18 protein-coding genes are annotated in these 16522 nt (G+C 65.4%); 7 read left to right on the top strand and 11 right to left on the bottom strand.

The window, feature by feature from the left end:
• Positions 1–3: 3 nt before the first annotated feature.
• Together C1A30_RS23390 and C1A30_RS23385 are read right to left on the bottom strand one after the other, a co-directional pair.
• Positions 4–960, bottom strand: a complete 957-nt coding sequence (locus C1A30_RS23390) for an ABC transporter substrate-binding protein (protein ID WP_101950750.1) — start codon at positions 958–960, stop codon at positions 4–6.
• 16 nt (positions 961–976) lie between these two features.
• A complete protein-coding gene (locus C1A30_RS23385) occupies positions 977–2089 on the bottom strand; it encodes a YeiH family protein (RefSeq protein WP_101950749.1) in 1113 nt (370 codons plus the stop codon).
• 172 nt (positions 2090–2261) lie between these two features.
• Between C1A30_RS23385 and C1A30_RS23375 the strand changes: the two genes are divergently transcribed.
• The 4 genes from C1A30_RS23375 (at position 2262) to C1A30_RS23360 (ending at position 7903) form a co-directional block, all read left to right on the top strand.
• Positions 2262–2924 carry a PAS and ANTAR domain-containing protein gene (locus tag C1A30_RS23375; protein WP_101950747.1) on the top strand — a complete coding sequence of 221 codons (663 nt, stop codon included), beginning with the start codon at positions 2262–2264 and terminating at the stop codon, positions 2922–2924.
• 46 nt (positions 2925–2970) lie between these two features.
• Positions 2971–3339 (top strand): anti-sigma factor antagonist, encoded by a 369-nt coding sequence (locus C1A30_RS23370; protein WP_101950746.1) that lies wholly within the window; start codon positions 2971–2973, stop codon positions 3337–3339.
• 83 nt (positions 3340–3422) lie between these two features.
• Positions 3423–7598, top strand: coding sequence for a SpoIIE family protein phosphatase (locus tag C1A30_RS23365; protein ID WP_101950745.1), 4176 nt, complete (start codon positions 3423–3425; stop codon positions 7596–7598).
• A complete protein-coding gene (locus C1A30_RS23360; RefSeq protein ID WP_101952827.1) occupies positions 7598–7903 on the top strand; it encodes an STAS domain-containing protein in 306 nt (101 codons plus the stop codon). The genes C1A30_RS23365 and C1A30_RS23360 overlap by 1 nt, the downstream gene beginning before the upstream one ends.
• Positions 7904–7906: 3 nt before the next feature.
• Here C1A30_RS23360 and C1A30_RS23355 read toward each other — a convergent pair whose 3' ends face one another.
• Genes C1A30_RS23355 through C1A30_RS23330 form a run of 6 tightly spaced genes read right to left on the bottom strand, consistent with a single transcriptional unit; the run spans position 7907 to position 12231 of the window.
• The gene (locus C1A30_RS23355) at positions 7907–8134 is read right to left on the bottom strand and encodes an EF-Tu/IF-2/RF-3 family GTPase (protein ID WP_101950744.1); all 228 of its coding nucleotides are present in this window, start codon (positions 8132–8134) and stop codon (positions 7907–7909) included.
• A 1-nt stretch (position 8135) separates the two neighbouring features.
• Positions 8136–8930, bottom strand: coding sequence for an SDR family oxidoreductase (locus C1A30_RS23350; RefSeq protein WP_101950743.1), 795 nt, complete (start codon positions 8928–8930; stop codon positions 8136–8138).
• Positions 8931–8952: 22 nt separating this feature from the next.
• Positions 8953–9954 (bottom strand): hypothetical protein, encoded by a 1002-nt coding sequence (locus tag C1A30_RS23345; protein WP_101950742.1) that lies wholly within the window; start codon positions 9952–9954, stop codon positions 8953–8955.
• Positions 9955–9965: 11 nt separating this feature from the next.
• Positions 9966–11279, bottom strand: a complete 1314-nt coding sequence (locus C1A30_RS23340; protein WP_101950741.1) for a peroxidase — start codon at positions 11277–11279, stop codon at positions 9966–9968.
• A gap of 2 nt (positions 11280–11281) precedes the next feature.
• Positions 11282–11680, bottom strand: a complete 399-nt coding sequence (locus C1A30_RS23335) for a nuclear transport factor 2 family protein (RefSeq protein ID WP_101950740.1) — start codon at positions 11678–11680, stop codon at positions 11282–11284.
• The gene (locus tag C1A30_RS23330) at positions 11677–12231 is read right to left on the bottom strand and encodes a hypothetical protein (protein ID WP_101950739.1); all 555 of its coding nucleotides are present in this window, start codon (positions 12229–12231) and stop codon (positions 11677–11679) included. The genes C1A30_RS23335 and C1A30_RS23330 overlap by 4 nt, the downstream gene beginning before the upstream one ends.
• Before the next feature lie 216 nt (positions 12232–12447).
• Between C1A30_RS23330 and C1A30_RS23325 the strand changes: the two genes are divergently transcribed.
• Both C1A30_RS23325 and C1A30_RS23320 read left to right on the top strand, forming a co-directional pair.
• The gene (locus tag C1A30_RS23325) at positions 12448–12756 is read left to right on the top strand and encodes a hypothetical protein (protein WP_101950738.1); all 309 of its coding nucleotides are present in this window, start codon (positions 12448–12450) and stop codon (positions 12754–12756) included.
• 40 nt (positions 12757–12796) lie between these two features.
• Positions 12797–13141: a heme-binding protein gene (locus tag C1A30_RS23320; RefSeq protein ID WP_101950737.1), complete on the top strand. Its 345-nt coding sequence runs from the start codon at positions 12797–12799 to the stop codon at positions 13139–13141.
• Between the two features lie 34 nt (positions 13142–13175).
• Here the strand turns inward: C1A30_RS23320 and C1A30_RS23315 are convergent, their stop codons facing one another.
• From C1A30_RS23315 to lysE, 3 genes are all read right to left on the bottom strand, one after another.
• Positions 13176–14198: a hypothetical protein gene (locus C1A30_RS23315; RefSeq protein WP_142392653.1), complete on the bottom strand. Its 1023-nt coding sequence runs from the start codon at positions 14196–14198 to the stop codon at positions 13176–13178.
• Between the two features lie 79 nt (positions 14199–14277).
• Positions 14278–14880 (bottom strand): TetR family transcriptional regulator, encoded by a 603-nt coding sequence (locus tag C1A30_RS23310; protein WP_101950735.1) that lies wholly within the window; start codon positions 14878–14880, stop codon positions 14278–14280.
• Between the two features lie 26 nt (positions 14881–14906).
• On the bottom strand, positions 14907–15506 hold the full coding sequence (gene lysE / locus C1A30_RS23305) for an L-lysine exporter (protein WP_101950734.1): 600 nt from the start codon (positions 15504–15506) through the stop codon (positions 14907–14909).
• Positions 15507–15568: 62 nt separating this feature from the next.
• Between lysE and C1A30_RS23300 the strand changes: the two genes are divergently transcribed.
• Entirely contained in the window at positions 15569–16459 is an 891-nt protein-coding gene (locus C1A30_RS23300; RefSeq protein ID WP_101950733.1) for a LysR family transcriptional regulator ArgP, read from the top strand.
• Positions 16460–16522 lie beyond the last annotated feature (63 nt).

The raw sequence follows: 16522 nt of genomic DNA, 5'->3' as shown, positions 1-16522 counted from the left end.
AGATCAGGACAGCGCCTTCGAGATCAGCGCCGGCAGTCGGTCGGCCACCACCGGATACGACAGCGTCGATGCGAACGCGATCGCCCCCGACAATTCCTTGCCGGTGAAGACGTTGCGGTTGCCCACGGTGGCTCGCAGCTTTGCGACGAGCGGGTCGGCAAGGAGGGCGGCCTGCTCGTCGTCGCTCTCGGTGGTCCAGATCAACACATCCGCGTCGTCGAGCACCGACGCCATCTTGTCCCGCTTCACCAGAGTGGCGCCGGGATCGGGATCGGTGAACCCCATCTTGGTGAGGAACTCGGTGCGCCAACCGGGTGTGGTGATGCGCACGCTGTCGTCGTAGAACGTGCCGCCGAGCAATAGCGCCTTCTTACCGGCGAACTGCGGGTTGTTCTTCGCGACGGCCGCGAACTTCTCGTCGACGGCGGCCACCAGTTTGGCCATCTCGTCGGCCTTGAACACGGCCTGGCCGATCAGCGTGGCCTGGTCCTTCCACGGTTCGAAGAATGCATCCGGACCGGACTGCGCGATGGTGGGCGCGATCGCCGACAGTTTGGTGTAGGTGTCCTGGTCCAGTCCGGCGTTCGTGGCGACGATCAGGTCGGGTTTCAACGACGCGATCTGGTCCACCTGGATGCCGTCGTTGAGGTTGAGTACCACCGGCTGTGCGTTACCCAATTTCGGTTGCGCCCATGGCCATACGCCGAACGGCTCGCCGCCGAACCAGTCGGTGATCGCGACTGGGACGACCCCGACCGCCAACAGGTCGTCCTGTTCGGTGAAGCCCGCGCTGACGACACGCTTGGGCGGACCGGGGATCTTGGTTTCGCCGAAGATGTGCTTGACCGTCACCGAGCCGTCCTTGGCGATGGTGCCCGGCTTGGGTGAACTGCAGGCCGCGACCAGTGCCGCGCTCGCAGTCATGGTGAGGAAACCCCGGCGGGACAAGGCAGCTCGCACGCCGCGAGCCTAGTCGCTAACCGATTCCGAAGTTACCGAACAACACGCTGGCCAGGCCAAACGCAACGACGATGTTCACCACCGTCGCCGAGGCGAACACCGCGACCGGCCGCCAGCCCGCCTCTTTCAGCCCCTTCAGCGAAAACTCCAAGCCGATTGCGACGAACGCGAAGATCAAAAACCACGTGCGCAGATCGTTGACGGTCGCGATCTCCGCTTTACCGCTGGGCACCCACTGCAGATACAGGGTGCCGATCACCGAGGCGGCGATGAAGCCGAGCACGAACTTCGGGAAGCGTTCCCAGAACTGGCCGATCGTGGGCCTGGCTTCGGCGGCGGATTTGCGTTCGATCTTCAGCGCGAAGTAGGCGGTCAGCGCGATCGCCACGACGCCGATCAGGGCGTTCTGCGTGGTCTTGACGATGGTCGCGATCTGCAGGGCCTCCTCGCCTGCGATCGCACCCGATGCCGCGACGGCGGCGGTGGTGTCGATGTTGCCGCCGATCCAGGCGCCTGCCACCGCATCCGACAGGTGGAACACGTCGGCGAGCCACGGCAGCAGGAAGATCGACGGCAGCGCGAAGGCGATGACAAGCGACGCGGCGTAGGCCAGTTGTTCGCGCTTGGCCTGCACCGCACCCGCGGCCGCGATCGCTGCGCTCACCCCGCAGATGGACACCGCCGAGGCGAGCAGGGCGCGCAACTTGTCCTCGAGCCCGAGTCGGCCACCGAACCACCAGGTGAAGCCGAACACGGCGGAGATCAGCAGCAGCGCCTGCAGGATCGCCGGGCCGGCCGCGGTGACGAGCACTTTCAGGTTGATCGACGCACCGAGCAGAACCAGGCCGGTCTTGATGAAGAACTCGGTGCGGAATCCCCTCGCGAGTGCGTCGCGCAGCGCCAGCTTGCTCAGTACCGCGTTGCCGATCAGGCCCAAAGCGATTGCGTAGAACGGGAATTCGATCGACTTGGCGACTTTCGCGAACGGCGTGCCCGCCGCCCACACCGGCACCTGGTGCTCCAGGAACCGGGTGGCCGCGCCGAGCGCGACCACCACGAGCACCCCGGCGACGGCGTAGCCGATTCCGCCGGAGCGCGCCTCGTCGCGCCGGGTTTCGGTCTCGGTCACGGGACCAGGCTTCCCGGAATCGCGCCGACGAGCACGAGCGCCAGCAGCGCGAGGCCGACGATGACGGCCAGCCAATCCTCGTTGATCACGCCCGCAACATATGTACAGCGACTTCTCAGGTCACCAGTTGCGATCAGTGCGAACCGAACATCGGATTGTGGTGCCATAGAGCATGGCCTTCTCCAGACTCGCGCCAAGCGTCAGACCCGGCGAGCACGGTGAGGAGCTGAACGTGGGTGCGTTCCGGTTCTGGTTCGTCGGCCAGCGTTGGGAGTGGTCCGACGAGGTCGCCCGCATGCACGGCTATGAACCCGGCACCGTCGAGCCGACCACCGAGTTGCTGCTGTCGCACAAACACCCCGACGACCGCCAGCACGTGCAGGACCTCCTCGACCAAGCGCTCCATCAGGGCGGGTCGTTCTCCAGCAGGCATCGGTTCGTCGACACGTCGGGTCGCGAACACACGGTGCTCGTCCTCGCCGACCGGATGTACAACGACCAGGGGGCGGTCGTCGGAACGGAAGGCTTCTACGTCGACCTGAGCGACTCCGTCGATCAGACTCGGCGCAAGGTGCTCGACGCTGTGCTGCCCGAATTGTTTGAGGCCCGCGCGGCCATCGAACAGGCCAAGGGCGCCTTGATGGTGGTGTACGGGGTCGACGCCGACCAGGCGTTCGCGATGTTGCAGTGGCGCTCTCAGCAGACGAATACGAAGTTGCGTGCGCTCGCGGTGCAGATCGTCGCGGAACTCGGCACGCTGCAACACCAACCGGACGCGTTGCGCCGTGAATTCGATCATCTTCTACTCAGCGTGCACCAAAGGGTGGTGCGCTGAGCCCCGGTGAAACGGGGTGGCGTCGAAGTAGGGGACCGGATCAGCAGTGCCAAATCTGGAAATCACGCAGGATGTGCGCGACTCAGCGGTCGTCGTCACGGTGGCGGGTGATATCGACACCGCCACGGTCGACACACTGGCCCGCGATCTCGAGGCCGCGATGCACGTGGCGTCGACGCGAGCGCACAAACTGCTCGTCGTGGATCTCGGCGACGTGACGTATTTCGGCAGCGCCGCTCTGAACGCCGTGCTCGGGTGCTACGAAGCGGGGGCGGCCAACGGCGTCACGGTGCGGTTGGTGGCCAACGCCGCTGAAGTGCTGCGCCCCCTGCAAGTGACGCAACTCGACTCGGTGCTCCGGCCGTATGCGACGGTGCCGGACGCGCTCGCCGACGCCGCCGACGACGGCGGTTGACGGCAGCCGAGGATGGGTATATCGCGTCTTGCAATCGCCGCTGCCCCACTGTCTTCGGGGCCAGCACACTGACGGGAGTGACGATGGGGGCGGACGACATCACGCAAGACCCGTCGCAGGCGGTGTTCAACGCGGACCCGGAGATCGGCCGTGACCTGGCGGCCGTCGATTGGGCGCGCACCCCACTCGGAGCGCCGGCAGCGTGGCCGCAGAGTCTGCAGACCGCGGTCAGCATTCTGCTGTCGTCGCGGTTCTCGATGTGGATGGCGTGGGGTCCGGAGCTGACGTTCTTCTGCAACGCCGCCTATCGCCGTGACACGCTCGGCCGCAAATATCCGTGGGCGCTCGGCCGACCCGCCGGTGAGGTGTGGGCGGAGATATGGCCCGATATCGGTCCACGCATCGACGGCGTGCTGGCCACCGGACGCGCCACGTGGGACTCTGCGCTGCTGCTCTTCCTCGAGCGGTCGGGTTATCAGGAGGAGTCGTATCACACGTTCTCCTACAGCCCGCTGCGCGACGAACTCGGACACGTGGTGGGCATGCTGTGCGTCGTCAGCGAGGACACCGAACGGGTGATCGCGCAGCGCAGGATCACGACGTTGCGCGACCTTGGCTCGGATCCCAGCGTCGTGCGCACCGAAGACGAAACTCTGGCGCACGCCGCACGTCAACTCAGCCACAATCCGCGCGATCTTCCGTTCACGTTGACCTACCTGTTCGACGACGACGGTGGCGCGCGGTTGGCGTCCGCGAGCGGCATCGAACCCGGCCATCCGGCCGCGCCCCCGAGCCTGTCGCCAGACGGCGGCGCACTGTGGCCGTTGACCGAAAGTGCCGGCGGGGAACAGGTTCTCGTCGAACTGGACGGTGACCGGTATCCGGAGCTGCCGACCGGCGACTGGCATGAGCCGCCTACTCAGGCGTTGGTGACCCCGCTGGTGCAGCAGGGTGGCGCACCGGCAGGATTTCTGGTCACGGCGATCAACCGCTACCGCGCGCTCGACGAGCACTACCGCGACTTCGTGACCCTGGTGGCCGGGCACATCGCCGCCGGAATCGGCAGTGCGCGTAGTTACGCCGCGCAGCAGCGACGTGCAGAGGAACTCGCCGAGCTGGACCGTGCCAAGACGACTTTCTTCTCCAACATCAGCCACGAGTTCCGCACCCCGCTGACGCTGATCATGGCGCCGGTGGCTGAAATGCGTAGCGCCACATCGGGACTCGACGAGGTCGCACGCCAGGAACTCGAGGTCGTCTACCGTAACTCGCTGCGACTGGCCAAGCTGGTCAACACGTTGCTCGACTTCTCCCGTATCGAAGCGGGCCGCGCGCAGGCCCGATATGAACCGGTCGACTTGTCCGCGGTGACCGCCGAACTGGCCAGTGTGTTCCGGTCTGCGATCGAACGGGCGGGGCTGGCATTCGAGGTGGACTGCCCGCCGCTGGATGAACCGGTGTACGTCGATCGGGACATGTGGGAGAAGGTGGTGCTGAACCTGCTGTCCAACGCGCTGAAGTACACCTTCGACGGGAGCGTGTCGATCAGCGTTCGCCAGCAGGACGGCAACGCCGTTGTCACCGTGCGCGACACCGGCATTGGGGTGTCGGCCGACGAGATCGGCCGGCTGTTCGAGCGATTCCATCGGATCGAAGCCACCCGTGCCCGCTCCAACGAGGGCAGCGGAATCGGCTTGGCACTCGTCAAGGAACTGGTCTCGCTGCACGGTGGAACCATCGAGGCGCACAGCAGTGAAGGGCAGGGCACCACCTTCACCGTTTGCCTGCCGTTCGGGTCCGCGCACCTGCCTGCCGAGGAAGTCGTCACGCTGGCGCGCGAACCGGCGCCGTCCGGCCTGGCCGAACCCTATGTGGCCGAGGCGCTGCGGTGGCTGCCTGACGGATCCGACACTGCCGACCTCACTCAGGGGGTGGTGACCGCCGATACGGAAGTCGGTACGACGTTCGCCGCATCGGGGCCGCCCGCGCGGGTGTTGATCGCCGATGACAACGCCGATATGCGCCAGTATCTTTCGCGTCTGCTGCGCAGCGCAGGTTACGTCGTCGACGCGGTGACCGACGGTCTACTGGCTCTGGAGAAGGTCCGCGAGAACGTGCCTGACCTGGTGGTCAGCGACGTGATGATGCCCCGCATGGACGGCCTCGCGCTCGTCGCGGCGTTGCGGACGGAGACACGCACCGCGGCCGTACCCGTCCTGTTGCTGTCGGCGCGTGCGGGTCAGGAAGCCTCCATCGAAGGCCTGCAGGCCGGGGCGGACGATTACCTGGTCAAACCGTTCGCCGCCGCGGAACTGCTCGCCCGGGTGCGTGCCAACGTCGAGCTGTCCCGGCTGCGCAACCATCATTCGCGTTGGCGCACAGCACTTGTCGATGCGTTGCAGGAGGCGTTCTTCGTCTGCGACGAGCGCGGCGCTGTCATCGAGATCAACAGGACGTTCACCGACATCCTCGGGTATGGGCCGGAACAACTGCCGTACGAACCGATCCATCCCTGGTGGCCGGACGAGAGCACCGACCCGGACGGTTACCGGCGGGTGCAAGCTGCGTTCGACACACTGTTCACTGACGGCAGCGGGGCGGGCACCATCCCCGTCATCCACCGGGATGGCCATCGGCTCTGGATCCGCTTCAGCTTCAACCAGACCGAGGACCCGGACACCGGACGTCGTGTGATCGTCGGTTCCTTCCGCGACGTCACCGCGGAACGTTACGCCCTGCAACGTGATACCGCCCTGGCCGAGCTCACTGAGCGACTCGCACAGGCCGACACTCTCGATGACGCGGTCGCCGCGGCCACGGAGGAGTTACGAAGACTCTGGCACGCCCGCACGGTGTTGGCCGCCACGTTCGCCGTGTCGTCGACGGATTCCGGCCAGGACGCGCCGCGGATCCACTCGGCGGGATCCTCGACACAGTGGTCGGACATCTCCGAACTTATCCGCCGCCGACTGGCCGCGGTGCGTGACGGCGACCTGCTGGTCAGCGACACGACAACACCGGGGACGGCGGCCATTGCGCTGCAACATCCGCACGGAATCCTCGTGCTGTACCTCGAGTTGGCCGAGCGGCGGCCGTTCACCACCGAAGACAGCACCCTGCTCACTGTGCTCGCCAGCCGGCTCGGTCAGGGCCTGCAACGGGTGTATCACCTTGACCAGCAACGGGAAACCGCATTGGCTTTGCAGACCGCCATTCTCGGACCTGCCGTGCTGCCGGGCGGATTCGCTGCGCGGTACCAACCCGCGACAAGGCCGCTGCAAGTCGGCGGCGATTGGTACGACGTCGTCGATCTCGACGACGGCCGCATCGGGCTGGTGGTCGGTGACTGCGTCGGTCACGGCCTCGGTGCCGCCACCGTCATGGGGCAGCTCAAAAGCGCATGCCGGGCGCTGCTGCTGGAACAGCCAAGCCCGTGCGCTGTGCTGACCGCGTTGGACCGGTTTGCCGGCCGGCTGCCTGGCGCGCGAACCACCACGGCGTTCTGCGCGGTGCTGAATCAGGACACCGGCGAGTTGGTGTATGCGAGTGCAGGCCATCCCCCGCCGGTGGTGGTGCACGCCGACCGAAGCGTCGAACTGCTCGACGGCGGCCGCGCCATTCCGCTCGGTCTGGGATTCAGCGGCGTCCGCACCGAGGCTCGTCGGATGCTGCCGTTCCGGTCGACGCTGCTGCTCTACACCGATGGCCTCGTCGAGCGGCGGCGTGAACCGCTGGATCGCGGAATCAACCGGGCTGCGGATCTGGTTGTCGACAACCGTGAGGCAGCTCTCGACGAACTCGCCGACTCGATCATGTCGCGCATCACGCCGGGCGACGGCTACCAGGACGACGTCGCCATGCTGCTGTACCGGCACCCGCCGCCGTTGAGCATCGCGATCCCTGCCGAAGCCGACCAGTTGGCACCGATCCGCACGGCGCTGCGCAGGTGGCTGACCCAGGCGGGGGTCAGCCAGGATCAGGCGGTCAATGTGCTGGTGGCGACCGGCGAAGCGCTGGCTAACTCCATCGAACACGGGCACCGTGACGACCAGGAGGGAGTGGTGCGCCTGCATGCCACAGCGTCGGGAGACAGTCTGCACGTGACCGTCGCCGATGCCGGATCGTGGAAGACGCCGCAGCCCGCGGCCAACCCCGACCGGGGGCGCGGCATCATGCTGATGCGCGGATTGATGCACACCGTGGACATCTCGCCCGGCGTCGAGGGCACCACGGTGGCGATGAACATGAGGATCGCGTGATGGCCACGCCAATGACGGTGTCCACCAGCCGCGGCCCGGACGGCCAGATCGTCGTCACCGCAACGGGTGAGTTGGACATGAGCAACCTGGACCGGTTCAACGACGCGCTCACCGGCGCGCTGGCGCAAGCGGACGGCCAGCCGGTGAGCCTGGATCTGCAAGGCATCGAATATCTGGACAGTGGCGCGATCAACGCGCTGTTCGCGTGCGGCGATCGCGTTCGCGTGGTGGTCAATCCGATCCTGATGCCGGTGCTCAAGATCAGTGGAATCGCCGACGTGATGAGCGTCGAGGTGGGTGGCTGACGCTCAGACGATGAACGGCGACTCGCCGGACCCAGTGAGCACCGAACCGCGGTCGAGTAGTGCCTTGTCGACATCTCGGAAGAGCACGCCGATGCTGTCGACGCGCGCGTCGAGTTTGCCGTCGATCCGCACGGTGTCGCCGACACGCAGGACACCGCTTTCCACCCGGCCCGTCGCGACAGTGCCGCGGTTGCGGATGACGAACACGTCCTCGACTGTCATTCGGAACATGTCAGGAGTGTGCCAGTCGCTTGTTGGCCAGCCGGATCACCCACGCCGGGGAGAATCGGGAAGCCGCGGCCATCATCTTGGTCTGCGAGCCGACCGGAAAATGGACCTGGTGGATGGCTCGGCGCAGCCGGGACGGCGTAACGGCCTTGGCGATCGCGTCGGCGACGTCCTGCGCGGTGAGCCGGATGCCGAGCGATTCCGTTGTGCCGGTTCGGATGTGGTCCGTCATCGCGGTCTGCACGTACAGCGGCCACATCGAGATCACCCGGATGCCGTGGCGCTGCCATTCGAGGTCGAGGGCCTCGGTGATGCCACGGACGAAGAACTTGGTGGCGCTGTAGTTGGCCAACTCGGCCTGACCGTAGATCGCTGACGCGGACGCGAGGTTGACGACGACCGAGTCGGCGGTGTCACGCAGGTACGGAAACGCGGCATGTAGCCCGTTCACGACACCTTTGGTGTTGATGTCGATCTCTTTGAGATGTCTGCTGACGTCGATCTCCTCGAACCGTCCTGCCAGCAGGATGCCAGCGTTGTTGATCATCACGTCGAGTCGACCGCCTGCGGCGTCGACGAATTCGTCCACCCGCTGCGCCATTTCGGCCGGGTCGGTGACGTCGAGGTGGCCGACGACGGCGGTACCGCCCAGGCCCTCGATCTCGTCGGCCAAGGCTTTCAGACCGACCTCGTCGATGTCGTAGCCACCGACGGTGTAGCCCTTCTTGGCGAAGGTCAGCGCGGTCGCGCGGCCGATGCCTGCGGCGGCTCCGGTGATGAATACGGTTCTATTCGGCATGAGCCATCATCGCCCATCGGCGTCACTTCATGACCGCCAGGTTGCGCCACAGGTTGCGCAGGCTGTCGGTGCCGCCGAACAGCGTGGTGAAGTGCGTCGAGTCGATCAGCACGATGTCGCCCGCGCGCTGACCGCTCGGCGGCATCCAGATCAGCGCGTTGAATTCGGTCTCGCCTGCCTCGGTGAACGGGTGCGGCCTGTTCGGGTCGACCCGCTGACGGCCGAGTACCTGAACATCCTTGCCTTCCGGTGCCGTCAACTCGTAGTGCGGCAGGTGGGGATGGAAGTTGAAGGTGGTGACGTTGTCGAGCAGTCGCGGGGTGTCGAGGTCGCGAAAGCCGGTGAGCGGCGCGATCTCCTTGCTGCCCTCGACAACGGCAGGACGCAGCCCCCAGATGTTGTGCACAGGGACGTCGAGCGCCTGCATCAGGGACCTGGTGTACTGGCCGAACCGCTGCTGGCGTGGAACCAGTCGGTCACCGTGGTGTTCGTATTCGATCTGCTGCTGGGCGGGATCGTCGGTGAAGCCGACGTCATGGTGGGGCGCCAGCAGCAGGCAGGTGCCTTCCCGCTCGAGCCATGCCTTGATGGCGGCGATCTCTTCAGGCGCGGCTTCTTGCTGGGACAGCAGATGGTCGAGCCCGAACACCATCAGCGTGTCGGTGTCGGCGAGGATGCGCTCGTCGATCGGCAGCTGGTAGCCGGCCTGGTCGATGCGCTGGAACACGGCCACCGGGTGGCCGGTGGCCTCCTCGGCCAGTTCCTGGAACGACAGCGTCGAGCGGTGGAACAGTTCGAGTGTGCCCGCGATGCCCTGGAGGAAGTTCGCGGCGTCGTACTCGGGCGTCTCGTAGGCAGGCCATGCCACGCTGCGCACTTCGGTCATGGTGGAGAACCGGTTGTAGATGACCGCCGGATCCCGTTGCGACTCCCAGGGATAGCTCCACGTCCAGTAGATGCTGATGCGCCTGCGTCCGTCGTGGCTGCGTGCGACGTGGCTCTGGTTGTAGGTGCGTGCCCGCATGATCGGTCCTTCTAGAGCGTGGCGAGATAACGGATGGCGTTGATGCCTGGTAGGAAGAAGTACGCGCCACCCCTGAGCGTGGTGAACGCTGGAATTCCCTTGTGTACCTTGCGGATCGGCCGCTTGGGCACGGTGTAGTCCAGCGTGCCGTCCTGGGTGCCGCAGATCGGGTCGTGCTCGTTGCCCAGTTCGTGGAACGTTTTGTCGTTGATCCAGACGTTCTGCGCGAACTCGAACTGTCGCACCAGGTCGGCGCAGATGATGAATGCGGCGATGCCGCGGTCGACGCCGTCGTCGGGCGCGCCCTCAGGCAGCGCTGGCCCGTAGGTGGCGCCACGCCGGATCATCCGGCGCCGGTTCATGTAGTGCGCGGTATCGCGTGGATTGAGCCTGCGGGCATGTGATCCCAGTGGACAGGCATATCCGAAGGGGTCCATCTCTTTGTAGTTGTAGTCGTTGTTGCGCATCGGATCTGCGCCGAGTTCGGGATCGTCCTTGTCCGGGGCGAGCACCAGCGGCGCGCCGCTTCGCCAGCGGCCCATGAACTTGGCGGCCAGTAGTTCCTGCGCTTCCGGGGTGTCGGCGTTGGCGCGCAGGTAGTCCCGGAACGTTGCGACGTGCTCCTGCAACCGGCGGTACGCCATGTAGCTTCCGTTGCGGGACAACGCGGCTGGTTCGGGAAGATTGGCGACGGGGCCGTTCTCGTCGGGGTATCCCAGGATGAACTCGCCCGGTTCGAGCGGATCCCCGGAACCCGGCGTGGGTTGTTCACCGGAGCCCTTGATCACGGGCTGTGACAGCCGGTCGCGGAAGCCGAAATGGTCGTGGGCGTAGTTGAACGGGGGAGTGGCGTTGAGGTCGAGATACGACAGTGAGCGCACACCGTCGGTCCGCGCCAACAGCTTGTCGTGTTCTTCGATGGAGCGCTGGCACTGTTCGTCGGTGCGGGAGAACAAGATCGCGATCGCGTGCAGGTCGTCACCGGCCAGCCCGCCGACCCAGTGTTCGGGCGCGGCTGGGCCGGTGTCGCCGAGGATGCTGGCGCGCGCAGCCATCCCTTCGCGAAACTCTTCGGGGAAGGTGGCCAGCGATTCCTCAGGCACGCCAAGGGCTTTGAGCCCGTTCCAGGTGAATGCCAGGGTGACCCAGCGGTCCGACGCATCCATCGTCGCCTGCACGTCGGCGGCCGACTGCACCTTGTCCTGCAACTCGGACAGCCAGGCTCGGCCGCCTTCCGGGGAGTCGAACGTCAGGAACTCGTAACGTCCTGTGATCGCAGGCGTGCGGGTCAGCAGGATGTGTTGGATGTCGTCGAACTCGAGCACTGCTACTGCTTGCCCTTCGTCCACGCCCATGCCGCAATGCGCCAGCCGTCAGACCGCTGGTGAAGCGCCACCGTGAAGAACGCTCCGGTCTGGGTGATCCTGTTGCCTTTCGCGGTGAACGTCATGGTCGCGGGAACCGCCACATAGGCGCTGTCTGCGGTGATGTTCTCGTGCAGCGGGTCGCCGAGCGTCACGAAGTAATCGGAAGCATCGTGCGACTGGCCCTCGATCAGCACATCTCGGTACCAATCCTGAGCGGCCGTCGGTCCCTGCCACACGTGTGGTGGCATTCCGTCGAGGATCGAACCGGGGACGTCGAAGGCCGCCGCCATCGCCTCGGCATCACCGTTGTTGAAGCCGTCGATGTACCGCTTCACGGCGTCCAGCGGCGTCGACGTCATTGCATCTGGTCGAGCATGGTCGAGAACGCCGCCTTCAGGCGCAGCGCCTTCTTGATCTCGTCGGCGGTGACGTACGGGTACTCGCCGTACTCGAGAAAACTCGGGCACTGGTGATCGCGTACGAACTTGATGAACGCCTCCGGGTTCTCCTGCCAATCCTCCGGAAAACCTTCAAGATTCGTGAAGACGGTGGTCACTCCGGTGGCGGTGAACAACTGCACCGCGTCTTCGGTGTACTTGTCGAAATCGGTGTCGAAGATGCCCTGATATTGAAAGTGCAAACCCGACCCGACGTCGAACAGCACCCACCGCAGATAGTGCAGGCGCAGCGGCGCCAAGGCCTCCGGGCTCTTCGCGATCGTCTCCTCGATCGTTTTCCCGTAGGCCCGGACGGCCTCCTCTCGACCCTCCTTGACTTTGGCGATGATCGAGAAACCGTGACAGGCCGGTGTGCGCGGGAAAATCGGGCCGTACCGACCGCGTTCCAGCTCGAAGTACCCCTCCTTGGGGATCGCCATCGCCGCGGGTTTTGTCCAATCTTGATTCGGCATTTTGAGCCTCGATTCAGCCGTCCGATGAGGCGAACGTACACCGGCTACCGCGGCGGAAATCGTCGTTTGACCGGACGTGAGACGAAATCGAGTCGTCCGGACAGCGAAGCTAAGTTGTTGATCGTGATCGTTCTTGAAATATGCCGATAACCGCTCGCAACGCCGTCAGGAGATTTACGCTTCGCGGATAGGTTCCGGTCGTCGGGGGGAGTTACCGTGCGAAGAATCAAGCGCTACCTGGTGTTGGGGTTGGCATTGTCGGCGGTCCCCTTCGGCATTGTCTCCGCCGCGCCGGCCTTGGCGGATTGCACGAACGCCGGCAATGCCACCGTGTGCGCGCAGGGCACCGTCCGCGGCGGTGGGCCCAGTGCGCCGTCGGCGGGACCGTACTACCCGTCCTACTGTGCCGACCCGTGGTACTGCGACGACGGTTGGGACGTCGATGTGATCCTGCCGCCTATCCGCCCCGGCCGGCCTGGTGGTGGCGGCGGCATCGGCGGTGGCGGCGGTATCGGGCCGCGTTGAGCACAGTTTGTCAATCACTTACGGAAGCAAGGAGTTTCATATGTTGATCCGCAGCTTGATCGGCGCCGGAGTGATCGCCGGGTCGATGCTCGTCGGCACCGCGGCAACCGCGGCGGCCGATCCACCGAACTGCACCGCCGCCGACCTCGCGGGCGTCATGTCCGGTGTGAACGCAGGGATGTCCAGCTACCTGTTCACCCATCCGGACGTGAACGCGTTCTTCACCGGGCTCAAAGGCAAGCCCAGGGACGAAATGCGGACCGAGATCACGAACTACTTCGACGCCAACCCACAGGTGGCCGACGAGATAAGGGGCGTCCGGCAGGCCGCCTCCGATTTCCGCGACCGGTGCAACGCACCCATGCCGGAAGGACCTATGGGTTAGACACCCGCACGGTCCGAAGGCGCCGGCTGAAGCCTTACTTCGCGGCGTCTTCGGACCGGGATTCCTTGTCCGCCTTCTTGGTTCCTGCCTTCTTGGTTTCGCGCTTGTGTGAATCGCCGCTCTTCTTGCCGGCATCGGCCTTCGGCGACTCACTGGCGTTTTGATCGGGCTTCGTTGAGTCGTCCTTGTGCTCTTTCGCGGCCGACTTGCGCGTGGTTTTCGGGCCGGCTTCGGCGCTCGCCGATTCCTTCTTCTTCTCGGTCGACTGGTCGACGGCGACCATGGTCGTCTTGCGGGACAGATCGGGGACGTCGGTCGCCTCAGTGCGGAACGCGGTAGCCGACGTCGCGGGCTTGGCGGCGAGTGCGGTCGCGATCGTCTTCTGTGCGAACACGATTGAGTCAACGATGTCTTGACCGCCGTCGACCAGCGACCCGGCCACCAGCTGGGTGCCGCCGACCACGGCGTTGACCAGATTGCCCAGATTCGGTGGCAGTAGCGCGTCCACGACCCCTTGTCCGGCGATGATCGATGCGCGCAGCACACCGTCGACCGCGACGAAGACTCCGGTGCCCAGCCCGATGAGGGCCGTCGGGAAGGCTGCCTGCATCGCCTCGCTCACCGCGAGCACGCGCTGGCGTCGTTCGATGATCGCGGCCAGGGTCGGTTCGCCAACGGCGACAAGGCTTCCCACCAGATAGGTTTCGACGGTGGTGAGCGCGCCGAGCAGGTCACCGGTGAGCACCTGCTGTGTGGTCGTCACCAGTGTCGAGGGAATCGCGGCGATTGATTGGCCCAATCCTGCTGCGGATCCTGCCAATCCGAGGCCGAGGGTGACCGCGTCGTCGATCTGATTGAGGACGAACTGCTGAAAGGCGGGGAACGTGAAGATCTCGGCGATCGACGCCGTCAACTGCACCTGCGGCAACTGCACTTCGGGAATGTGCACCTGCGGGGTGAGTTCCTGGGGCGTCACGGCGACAGGCGTCACCGCAATAGCGCTGGCGCCTACCAATGCAACGCCGGCCGTGGCCAGTGGACGAATGGCTGCGTGCATGATGCCCCCCGATCGACAGTTGTCTGCCTAGGAAACTACCTGACGCACGCGTAAATCGATTGAAATAACCAGAGTTTGGTCAGGATCGTCCGTCGACTGACCTCAACGGCATACCGGCTTCCATAAAGTCGAGTGCCCGGAACATGCGGTCGGCTACACCGGATGCCTGGTCGATGACCGCCATCAATCCGCCCGCCAATGCCCCGACGAACACGCGCACCTCGAAATCATCGGGTTCGCGACCGGTCCGTCGGCAGTCGGCCTCGGTGAGCGCCGCGACGGTGCGGCGGTATTCGTCGAACTGTGCCGCCTTGAGTTCGGGTATGGACAGCACCGTCCGAAGTCGTGCCCGTTCGAACTGCCACTCGTCTTCGGACAGCGTCGCCATCGTGATCTCGAGTGCGCGGCGAAAAGCCTGCAGTGACGGGAGTTCCGGGGGCTGCTGGGCGAGCGCGTCGATGGTGACTTGGTCCAGATCGTTGGCCATCAGGACCATTTCCTTGGACGGGAAGTACCGGAAGAAGGTGCTGGGCGACACCTCGGCGGCCTCCGCGATCTGCTCGATCGTGGTGTTGGCGTAGCCGTTCTCTTCGATCAGCCGCAGGGCTTCACGGCGGATGGTGTCGCGCGTCTTGATCTTTTTGCGATCCCGCAGTCCAAGGATCTGGTCGGTGACCCCCATGGGGTCATTGTGTCGACGAGAAACTGTCAGGACAAGGCCAATGACGCTCCGAGTCCGATCATCATGACCGCGATCAGGCCGTCGAGGATGCGCCATGTCAACGGGGTGGCGAACAATCCGGCCAGCCGTCGCGCGCCGAAGCCGAGGCTGACGAACCAGACCGCGCTGGCGGTGACGGCGCCGACGCCGAACAGCCAGCGCTCGTTCTGGTGCTCGTTGGCCAGCGTGCCGAGCAGCACGACGGTGTCGAGGTAGACGTGCGGGTTGAGGAATGTCATCGCAGCGCAGGTGAGGAGCACGTCGAGCAACCGGGCGGGTGCGGCTTCGGCGGGCGTCAGCGCAGACGGCCGCAGGGCGCGGCGCGCGGCCAGCAGGCCGTAGCCGGTGAGGAACAGCGCGCCGCCGAATTTGGCGATGGCCAGCGCGCTGGGGTGCGCGCTGATCACGGTCCCGACACCGGCTATGCCCGCCGCGATCAACACGATGTCGGACACCGTGCACAGCGCGACGACGGGCACCACGTGCTCGCGTCGGATGCCCTGGCGCAGCACGAAGGCGTTCTGCGCGCCGATCGCGGCGATCAGCGTAAAGGAGGCGATGAAACCGACGATCAGGGGCGAGCTCATGAAGGCGACGCTAGAAGCCGGCGCTAGATCAGTCCAACTAATGGTTCTTCAGTAGCATTAGCATTCCTAATGTGAACCTGGACGGTCAGCAGCTTGCCGCGTTCGCCGCGGTGGTGGAGTTGGGCAGTTTTGATGCGGCGGCGGAGCGGTTGCATGTGACGCCGTCGGCGGTCAGTCAGCGGATCAAGGCGCTCGAGCAGCGGGTGGGTCAGGTGTTGGTGCTGCGGGCGAAGCCGTGTCGTGCCACTGCGGCGGGGGTGCCGTTGTTGCGGTTGGCGGCGCAGGTGGCGTTGTTGGAGGGGGAGGTGCTGGCGGAGATGGGTGGCAGCGACGGTGTCGCGCCGCGGGTCGCGATCGCGGTCAACGCCGATTCGATGGCGACCTGGTTCACCACGGTGTTCGGGGCGGTCGGTGAGGTGTTGTTCGACGTTCGCATCGAGGATCAGGACCACTCGACGCGGCTGTTGCGCGAGGGTGTGGTGATGGGGGCGGTGAGCACCGAGCGTCATCCGGTGCCGGGGTGTCGGGTGCAGCCGCTGGGGGTGATGCGTTATCTGCCGGTGGCCACGCCGGCGTATCGAAAACGCTATCTGGCAGGCGGGTTCACCGCGCACGCGGCGGCCAGTGCGCCGTCGCTGGCCTGGAATCGTGACGATGCGTTACAGGATATGTTGGTGCGTAAGGTTTTTCGTCGTGACATCGTGAGGCCGCAGCATTTTGTGCCGACGGCGGAGGGTTTCGGCGCTGCGGTGCACGCCGGGTTGGGGTGGGGCATGTTCCCCGAGCAGTTGGCGGCGAGGCCGCTTGCCGATGGTTCGGTGGTGCGCATCTGCGATGCCCATCTCGATGTGCCGCTGTATTGGCAGTGTTGGAAGCTCAACAGCCCGATGATCACCCACATCAGCGACGCCGTGCGCTCAGCCGCATCGGGTCTGCGGTCGCGAGTCCAGTGACACCGCCGGTAACGTCGTTGATGTCCTCCGCAAAGAACCAGTAGATCGAGACGTGACCACAGA

It is taken from the genome of Mycobacterium sp. 3519A, from assembly GCF_900240945.1.
In the GTDB taxonomy this organism is placed as follows: Bacteria; Actinomycetota; Actinomycetes; order Mycobacteriales; family Mycobacteriaceae; genus Mycobacterium.
This window is presented reverse-complemented; position numbering and strand designations above follow the sequence as displayed.